General features: G+C 62.2%; 6 protein-coding genes. 1 reads left to right on the top strand and 5 read right to left on the bottom strand.

The window, feature by feature from the left end:
• Window positions 1–104 precede the first annotated feature (104 nt).
• The 3 genes from ACTIFJ_RS07625 to ACTIFJ_RS07615 all read right to left on the bottom strand — a co-directional run bounded on the left by ACTIFJ_RS07625 (window position 105) and on the right by ACTIFJ_RS07615 (window position 2,377).
• The gene (locus ACTIFJ_RS07625; protein ID WP_439533500.1) at window positions 105–779 is read right to left on the bottom strand and encodes an eCIS core domain-containing protein; all 675 of its coding nucleotides are present in this window, start codon (window positions 777–779) and stop codon (window positions 105–107) included.
• A 66-nt stretch (window positions 780–845) separates the two neighbouring features.
• Entirely contained in the window at window positions 846–1,439 is a 594-nt protein-coding gene (locus tag ACTIFJ_RS07620; RefSeq protein WP_439533499.1) for a hypothetical protein, read from the bottom strand.
• Window positions 1,436–2,377, bottom strand: a complete 942-nt coding sequence (locus ACTIFJ_RS07615) for a DUF808 domain-containing protein (protein ID WP_439533498.1) — start codon at window positions 2,375–2,377, stop codon at window positions 1,436–1,438. The genes ACTIFJ_RS07620 and ACTIFJ_RS07615 overlap by 4 nt, the downstream gene beginning before the upstream one ends.
• An 805-nt stretch (window positions 2,378–3,182) precedes the next feature.
• On the opposite strand from ACTIFJ_RS07615, the gene ACTIFJ_RS07610 reads away from it, so the two are divergent.
• Window positions 3,183–3,860 (top strand): hypothetical protein, encoded by a 678-nt coding sequence (locus tag ACTIFJ_RS07610; protein ID WP_439533497.1) that lies wholly within the window; start codon window positions 3,183–3,185, stop codon window positions 3,858–3,860.
• A gap of 63 nt (window positions 3,861–3,923) precedes the next feature.
• Here the strand turns inward: ACTIFJ_RS07610 and ACTIFJ_RS07605 are convergent, their stop codons facing one another.
• Both ACTIFJ_RS07605 and ACTIFJ_RS07600 read right to left on the bottom strand, forming a co-directional pair.
• Window positions 3,924–4,979 carry a ribonucleotide-diphosphate reductase subunit beta gene (locus tag ACTIFJ_RS07605; protein WP_439533496.1) on the bottom strand — a complete coding sequence of 352 codons (1,056 nt, stop codon included), beginning with the start codon at window positions 4,977–4,979 and terminating at the stop codon, window positions 3,924–3,926.
• 146 nt (window positions 4,980–5,125) lie between these two features.
• Window positions 5,126–6,985 carry a ribonucleoside-diphosphate reductase subunit alpha gene (locus ACTIFJ_RS07600; RefSeq protein WP_439533506.1) on the bottom strand — a complete coding sequence of 620 codons (1,860 nt, stop codon included), beginning with the start codon at window positions 6,983–6,985 and terminating at the stop codon, window positions 5,126–5,128.
• Window positions 6,986–7,199 lie beyond the last annotated feature (214 nt).

Raw genomic sequence — 7,199 nt, 5'->3', positions numbered from 1 at the left:
CCCCCCCCCCCCCCCCCCCCCCCCCGCCGGAGGCACCCTCCCTCCCGCCGCAGGCCTTCTTGCCAAACCCCCGCAAGCCACATCCTCCTGACTATCGACCCCGCCTATTCATCCCCCGCCAGCCACAGCACCGGCGCGTTCGCCTCTTCCTCGCGGATGGCTGCCACCACCTTGTCGGCCCGTGCTGTCGCCTCCGCTTCCATGCCCTGCCAGTCGGCCAGATAGGCGGCGGCGAAGCCGTCGATTCCCAGCCGCCGATATTGTTCGACATGGGCCAGCTCATGCGCCCACAGCCAAAGGTTGTCGGCCAGGTCGGCGTTATCGAACACGATCACATGGTCGAGCGTCACCGCCCCTTCCTCCAGCACCCAGGCCGTCAGCAGCGATCCCAGCTCGGCCCGCTGCCCCCGCACTGTCCAGCGCACCCGCTCGACGATCGTGTGGCCATAGTGCCGGGTCAGATGGTCGATCATCTTGTGTGGCACCGGCCGGCTGCCCTCGCGCATCACCTCGCGCGTCGATGCGCGGATTGCCGACGCCAGCATCTCCTGGCTGATCCCCCGGCTCCGCCGCACCATCACGTCGACCGGGGATGCCACCCCGGACAGGAACGACCAGTCGCCGCTGAACACCCCGTTCGCCCGCAGCGACGCCGGCAGCCCCGCCGGCGGCAGCAGCTGCTCGTCCGTCAGCGGCCGCGGCAACAGCCAGACGCCGAGCGCCACGACGCCGGCGGCAAAGAACGACAGATAAACCGAAGGGCGCCAGAACAACCGCATGTGATCCTAACAACGCAACCGCCCGCTCGGCCCCCCAAAAAAATCAAGCCGGAGCCAAAACCTCGCTCAACCCCCTGATTCTTCAGCCGCGCCCTCCGCCTCGAACCCCCGCCGCCGCACCCGCAGCTCGCCCATGCTGCCGCCATTCTCGCCGCCCGCCCCCGGCCGCATCACAAGCGTCCAGTCGTCGCCGTTCCGCATCTGCCCGTTGAGCACCAGCCCGTCGCGCGCCACCATCCGCCCCCGCCGCTCGAACTGCGCCGCATACCAGTCCGCCACCGCCTCCGGCGCCGCCTCGCTCACGAAATCCACCGTCACCAGCAGCCGCGCCCCGTCCCGCCGCCCCAGTCGCGGCAGCCGCAGCAACACCTTCTCAAACCGCGCCCCCGGATACGCCCCCACCCCGTCCACATCAAAGCCCTGTCCGCGCGCGTCCGGAATCGGCTGCACCACCGACACCCCGCCCGCCAGCGCCAGCGTCAGCGGCTTGCCGTCCGCCGGCACCTCCAGCCGCGCCAGATCGCCCTCGCCCAGCGCCTCGGTCTCCGCCACCGGCCCCCAGCCGCCCTCCGGCGCCGGATCACAAGCCGTCACCCCCAATCCCAAAACCACCAGCAGCGCGCCGGCCCACACCCCCGGCCCGCCGCCCCCGCTTGTCATCCGTGCGATTCCGCCGCCCGGGGCCGCAGATGCAGTGCCGCCACCACCACCCCGCCCAGCGCCACGCCGAACACCCCCGCCGCCGTCGCCCCCGCCAGCCAGCCCAGCACCGGCCCGCCGACCCCCAGCGCCCAGGTCGTCAAATCATGCACCCCATGGCTCAGCCAGCCGAACCCCAGTTCCTCCATGCCGTGCAGCACGATCCCGCCGCCCACCCACAGCATTGCCGCCATCCCGATATACCCCAGCCACTCCAGCATCCCCGGCACGACCCTTACGATCGTCCGCCCCATCGCCTTGCCCGTGCTCCCCAGCACCCCCGGACTCCGCCACAGCGCCACGCCGAAATCATCCGCCTTCACAATCAGCGCCACCACCCCATAGACCAGCGCCGTGATCGCCACCCCCACCACCGCCAGCACCACCGCCTGTCGTTCCAGCGGCTCCCCCGCCACCGTCGCCAGCGAGATCGCCATGATCTCGCCCGACAAGATAAAATCCGTGCGGATCGCCCCCGCCACCATCGTCTTCTCCCGCGCCGCCGGGTCCGCCTCCACCGCCTCGGCCTCGCCCGCCGCGTGCGGCCGCACCAGTTCCAGCAGCTTTTCCGCCCCCTCGAAGCACAGATAGGTGCCCCCCACCATCAGCAGCGGCGTGATCGCCCAGGGCGCAAACGCCGACAGCGCCAGGCACCCCGGCAGCAGGAACAGCAGCTTGTTCTTCAGGCTCCCCAGCGCAATCTTGCCGACGATCGGCAACTCCCGCGCCGCCGCAAACCCGGTCACATACCGCGGTGCCACCGCCGCATCGTCGACCACGACCCCCACCGCCTTGGCACTCGCCTTCGCCGCCATGCCCCCAACATCGTCGACACTCGCCGCCGCCACCTTGGCGATCAACGCAATGTCATCCAGCAACGCCAGCAAACCCGCAGCCATGCGACCTCCACCCAATACCGCACCGCAATACACCAGCGCGCGAGATTCACATCAGCGGAAAGTGGGGGAATTGGAGGAGGGAAGAAAGGGAGCCTCCGGCGGCCGGGGCCTCAGGCCCCGGACCCCGAAACCAACCAATAATTACGTAATCGCCGGTCTCCATCTAACCAGCCAGCCGTTCAGTATAGCAAAATGGGCAGGCGTTTCCGCCTGCCCATCATTTATTACGCGTACTGCAACAACTTCCACACAACGGCTGCCCCATGGTACGGAGGCATCACATTGCCGATGGCAATCGGAGCAGTTCCGTAAGGCGAGCGCTGGGCCTGCCAAACACCGCTTTCGGGGCAACGGTGACCCGTCGAGACGGTCGTACCAATCGGCTTCTTCGTCGACGTCAACATCTTCGTACTTTCAGGAAGCAGTTGAAGGATAGCGATTCAGGACGTATGACCGCGAGTGAGTGGCGGGCCTTCGGTCCTCTACCAACTCGCCGTGAAAGTGCTTCCATGCTTTCTCCGGCGGTCGGAAGGCGGGGTCGGTGAGACGATCCCGCCTTTTCGCATTCTTAACCTATCACATTGCCCCCAGCTGAGCAAGCCGCAAGGCGTCATTTTGAGCGTCTAACGAACGTCTCTGTGAACGTCCAAACTTTGACGGTTTTCTGCTTGACACGGTTTTCTGTTTGTTTGTCACACCGTTTAAACGGTGTTATATGTGCATATCGCTGTATAACTACGAACGTGATGGAGCGCGTACGATGTCCGTTACAATTTCAAGGAGCCCGCGATATCCTCGCATATCGGTGCTTGAAGCCATTCAGTTTGCGCGGAAGATTTATGCGGGCGTACACAAAAGTCCCGTTGATAGTGCAACGGTCTATGTGATGATGGGCTTCAACGGAAAGAACGGTTCAAGCGCGACAGCACTAGGAGCCGTCCGTCAGTTTGGATTGGTTGATGGTCTGCGCGGAGAGTTGCGCATCAGTGAGCTTGGGATGAAAATTTTCGAACCTAGCTCGTTCGACGAATATGCAGACGCATTGCAAACAGCTGCCAACTCACCCGATGCATTTCGCGAAATTAGAAATCAATTTGGCGGTGAAATCCCAAAGATTGACGAGCCGATACGATCGTTTTTGATACGATCGCGGGATTTTTCAAAAGCAGGTGCGGATGATTGTATCAAATCCCTTCGACAAACGTTGAGCGAAGTGGAATCTGTGATCTTACCGAGCAAAGAAAAGGAAAATTTTCATTCTATTGATAATAGCATTTTATCGAATTTAACAAATATATCTTATAATCATTTAAATTCGAACTTTTCTTTGCAAGATGCAAATTATCACACAATCGAAAATGTGCGATTTATGCTGACCAAATCTTGCTCGGTGACATTAAGCTTTACAGGGCTTGTAACGCCTAATGCACTCGATAGATTGAAACAGCATATAGAATTAATGCGTTATGCATTCGATGAATAAAATCAAGTAATAATATTTTCGCAACACTATAGTACAATTTTTCGGATCAGCTGAAAGTGGCAGCTATTCCGCTGCCACTCCCAACAACCCGCCTTGCCGGTCGTCCTCGGCATTGGCGACGCCATTTTCGCTCGTCGACTTGGCGCTCTTGCGGCTGTCGAAGGCGTCCCAGACTTCGCCCCAGTTGCCGCGCGTTGCCGCCTTCGAATATTCGGTCGCCCGCGCCTCGAAGAAATTGGCGTGCTCCACACCGTTGAGCAGCGGCGTCAGCCACGGCAGCGGATGGTCGTCGACCATGTAGATCGGCATCATGCCCAGCTGCTTCAGGCGCCAGTCGGCGATGTAGCGGACATATTTCTTGATGTCCTTCGGCGTCATCCCCGGCACCGGACCCATCTCGAACGCCAGGTCGATGAACGCATCCTCCAGCCGCACCGTCTTCTGGCAGACATCGGCAATATCGTCCCGGATCTTCGCCGTCAGCACGCCCGTCTCGGCACAAAAGGCATGGAACAGCTTGATGATCCCCTCGCAGTGCAGCGTCTCGTCGCGCACCGACCAGCTGACGATCTGCCCCATCCCCTTCATCTTGTTGAAGCGCGGGAAGTTCATCAGCATCGCAAACGAAGCAAAAAGCTGCAACCCTTCCGTAAACCCGCCGAACATCGCCAGCGTCCGCGCAATATCCGCGTCATTGTCCACGCCGAACGTGCTCATGAAGTCATGCTTGTCGCGCATCTCCTTGTAATTAAGGAATGCGCTATACTCGCTCTCCGGCATCCCGATCGTGTCGAGCAGATGACTATACGCCGCGATATGGATCGTCTCCATGTTCGAGAACGCCGTCAGCATCATCTTCACTTCGGTCGGTTTGAACACCCGCCCGTACTTGTCATGATAGCAATCCTGCACCTCCACATCCGCCTGGGTGAAGAACCGGAAGATCTGGGTCAGCAGATTGCGCTCATGGTCGGTCAGCTTCTGCGCCCAGTCGCGGCAATCCTCGCCCAGCGGCACCTCCTCCGGCATCCAGTGGATCTGCTGCTGGCGCTTCCAGAAGTCATAAGCCCAGGGATACTCGAACGGCTTGTAGGATTTGGAGGCCTTGAGGAGGGACATTGGCGTAACTTTCCTAACCTTGTAAAATCTCAACTTGGGAGGGGGTCATGGCGACAAGTCGTGGAAGTCATCGCCATGGCCCCCTCACCGTCCCGGACCAGCTGTCACCAGCCCGAGTGCCACGGGCTTGCGCCCGCAGGTCAGCCTCACTGACAGGCGAGGCATTCGTCATAGTCCCGGCGCTCGACCGTCATCACCGGCCGCTCGCTCGTATTGTCCACCTCCACGCCACCGGCAAAGCCGGCCCGCTGCAGGCTCATCGACCGCAGATAGTAGAGGGACTTGATGCCCAGCTCCCACGCCCGGTAGTGCAGCATCAGCAGGTCCCACTTCTCCACATCGGCCGGAATGAACAGGTTCAGGGACTGCGCCTGGTCGATATACGGCGTCCGGTCCCCCGCCAGCTCCAGCAGCCAGCGCTGGTCGATCTCGAACGCCGTCCGGTACACCGCCTTCTCGTCCGGCGTCAGAAAGTCCAGATGCTGCACCGATCCACCATTCTCCAGCATCGAGTTCCACACCGAGTCGGCATTCTTCGCCTTGGCGATCAGCAGCTTCTCCAGATACGGGTTCTTCACCACAAAGCTGCCGGACAGCGTCTTGTGCGTATACACATTGGCCGGGATCGGCTCCACGCACGCACTCGTGCCCCCCGCAATGATCGAGATCGAGGCCGTCGGCGCAATCGCCATCTTGCAGCTGAACCGCTCCATCACGCCCATGTCGGCGGCATCCGGGCACGGCCCGCGCTCCACCGCCAGCGCCATCGACGCCTGGTCGACCTGCGCCCGGATATGCTTGAAGATCTTCAGATTCCAGCTCTTCGCCATCGCGCCCTCAAAGGCGATGCCGCGCGCCTGGTAGAAGCTGTGCAGCCCCATCACCCCAAGCCCCACCGACCGCTCGCGCGACGCCGCATAGCGCGCCCGCGCCATCTCCGGCTCCGCCCGGTCGATATAGTCCTGCAGCACATTGTCGAGGAAGCGCATGCAGTCCTCGATGAACAGCGGCTGGTCATGCCACTGGTCCCAGGTCTCGATGTTGAGCGACGACAGGCAGCACACCGCCGTCCGGTCGTTGCCCAGATGGTCCGGCCCCGTCGGCAGCGTGATCTCCGAGCACAGGTTGGACGTGGACACCTTCAGCCCCAGGTCACGCTGGTGCTTCGGCATCGTCCGGTTCACCTCGTCGACGAAGATGATGTACGGCTCGCCCGTCGCCAGCCGCGTCTCCACCAGCTTGGTGAACAGGCTCCGCGCATCGACCTGCCCGCGCTTTTCGCCGGTCTTCGGGCTGACGAGATCAAAGGTCGTCCCGTCCCGCACCGCTTCCATGAAGGCATCGGTCACCAGCACGCCATGGTGCAGGTTCAGCGCCTTGCGGTTGAAGTCGCCGCTCGGCTTGCGGATCTCCAGGAACTCCTCGATCTCCGGATGCGACACATCCAGATACACCGCCGCCGACCCGCGCCGCAGCGACCCCTGCGAGATCGCCAGCGTCAGCGAATCCATCACCCGCACGAACGGAATGATCCCGCTGGTCTTGCCATTCAACCCCACCGGCTCGCCGATGCCGCGGACCCGGCCCCAATAGGTGCCGATACCGCCGCCGCGCGACGCCAGCCAGACATTCTCGTTCCAGGTGTTGACGATGCCATCGAGGCTGTCGCTCACCGAGTTCAGATAGCAGGAGATCGGCAGCCCGCGCCCGGTGCCGCCATTGGACAGTACCGGCGTCGCCGGCATGAACCACAGCTGCGAGATATAGTCATAGAGCCGCTGGGCATGGCCGGCATCATCGGCATAGGCCGCCGCCACCCGCGCGAACAGGTCCTGATAGCTCTCGCCCGGCAGCAGATAGCGGTCGTCGAGCGTCTCGCGCCCGAAGTCGGTCAGCAGCGCATCGCGCGTCCGGTCGACCTCGACCGGAAACCGCCAGGCCATCACCTCGTTCGACGCGCGGGTCACCGCCGGCTTGAGGGGCGGCGACGACACCGGCGCCTCCATCACATCGACATCGCTCTCGCTCACAGACCCACGCTCCTGAAAATCACTCACCACGGCTTATCCCCCGATCTTATCCGAAGAACAAAACAAGATCACGCACCAAAATGCACGGACCCCATTCTATCCCCGCTATCCACAGCCCACTGTCCGGCTGTGGACAGAATTCCTTGTGCAAACACGCAACACCTAGTGTTTACTGTCTGAACACCGACTA

Source organism: Polymorphobacter sp. (assembly GCF_051860865.1).
In the GTDB taxonomy this organism is placed as follows: domain Bacteria; phylum Pseudomonadota; class Alphaproteobacteria; order Sphingomonadales; family Sphingomonadaceae; genus Sandarakinorhabdus.
The sequence above is the reverse complement of the archived record's forward strand: the minus strand, read 5'-3'. Positions and strand labels throughout refer to the sequence as shown.

What these genes read in the sequence shown, in the direction of transcription:
- ACTIFJ_RS07625 (WP_439533500.1), bottom strand. Translation starts at nt 779, where the DNA reads ATGCGGTTGTTCTGGCGCCCTTCGGTTTATCTGTCGTTCTTTGCCGCC.
- ACTIFJ_RS07620 (WP_439533499.1), bottom strand. Translation starts at nt 1,439, where the DNA reads ATGACAAGCGGGGGCGGCGGGCCGGGGGTGTGGGCCGGCGCGCTGCTG.
- ACTIFJ_RS07615 (WP_439533498.1), bottom strand. Translation starts at nt 2,377, where the DNA reads ATGGCTGCGGGTTTGCTGGCGTTGCTGGATGACATTGCGTTGATCGCC.
- ACTIFJ_RS07605 (WP_439533496.1), bottom strand. Translation starts at nt 4,979, where the DNA reads ATGTCCCTCCTCAAGGCCTCCAAATCCTACAAGCCGTTCGAGTATCCC.
- ACTIFJ_RS07600 (WP_439533506.1), bottom strand. Translation starts at nt 6,985, where the DNA reads ATGGAGGCGCCGGTGTCGTCGCCGCCCCTCAAGCCGGCGGTGACCCGC.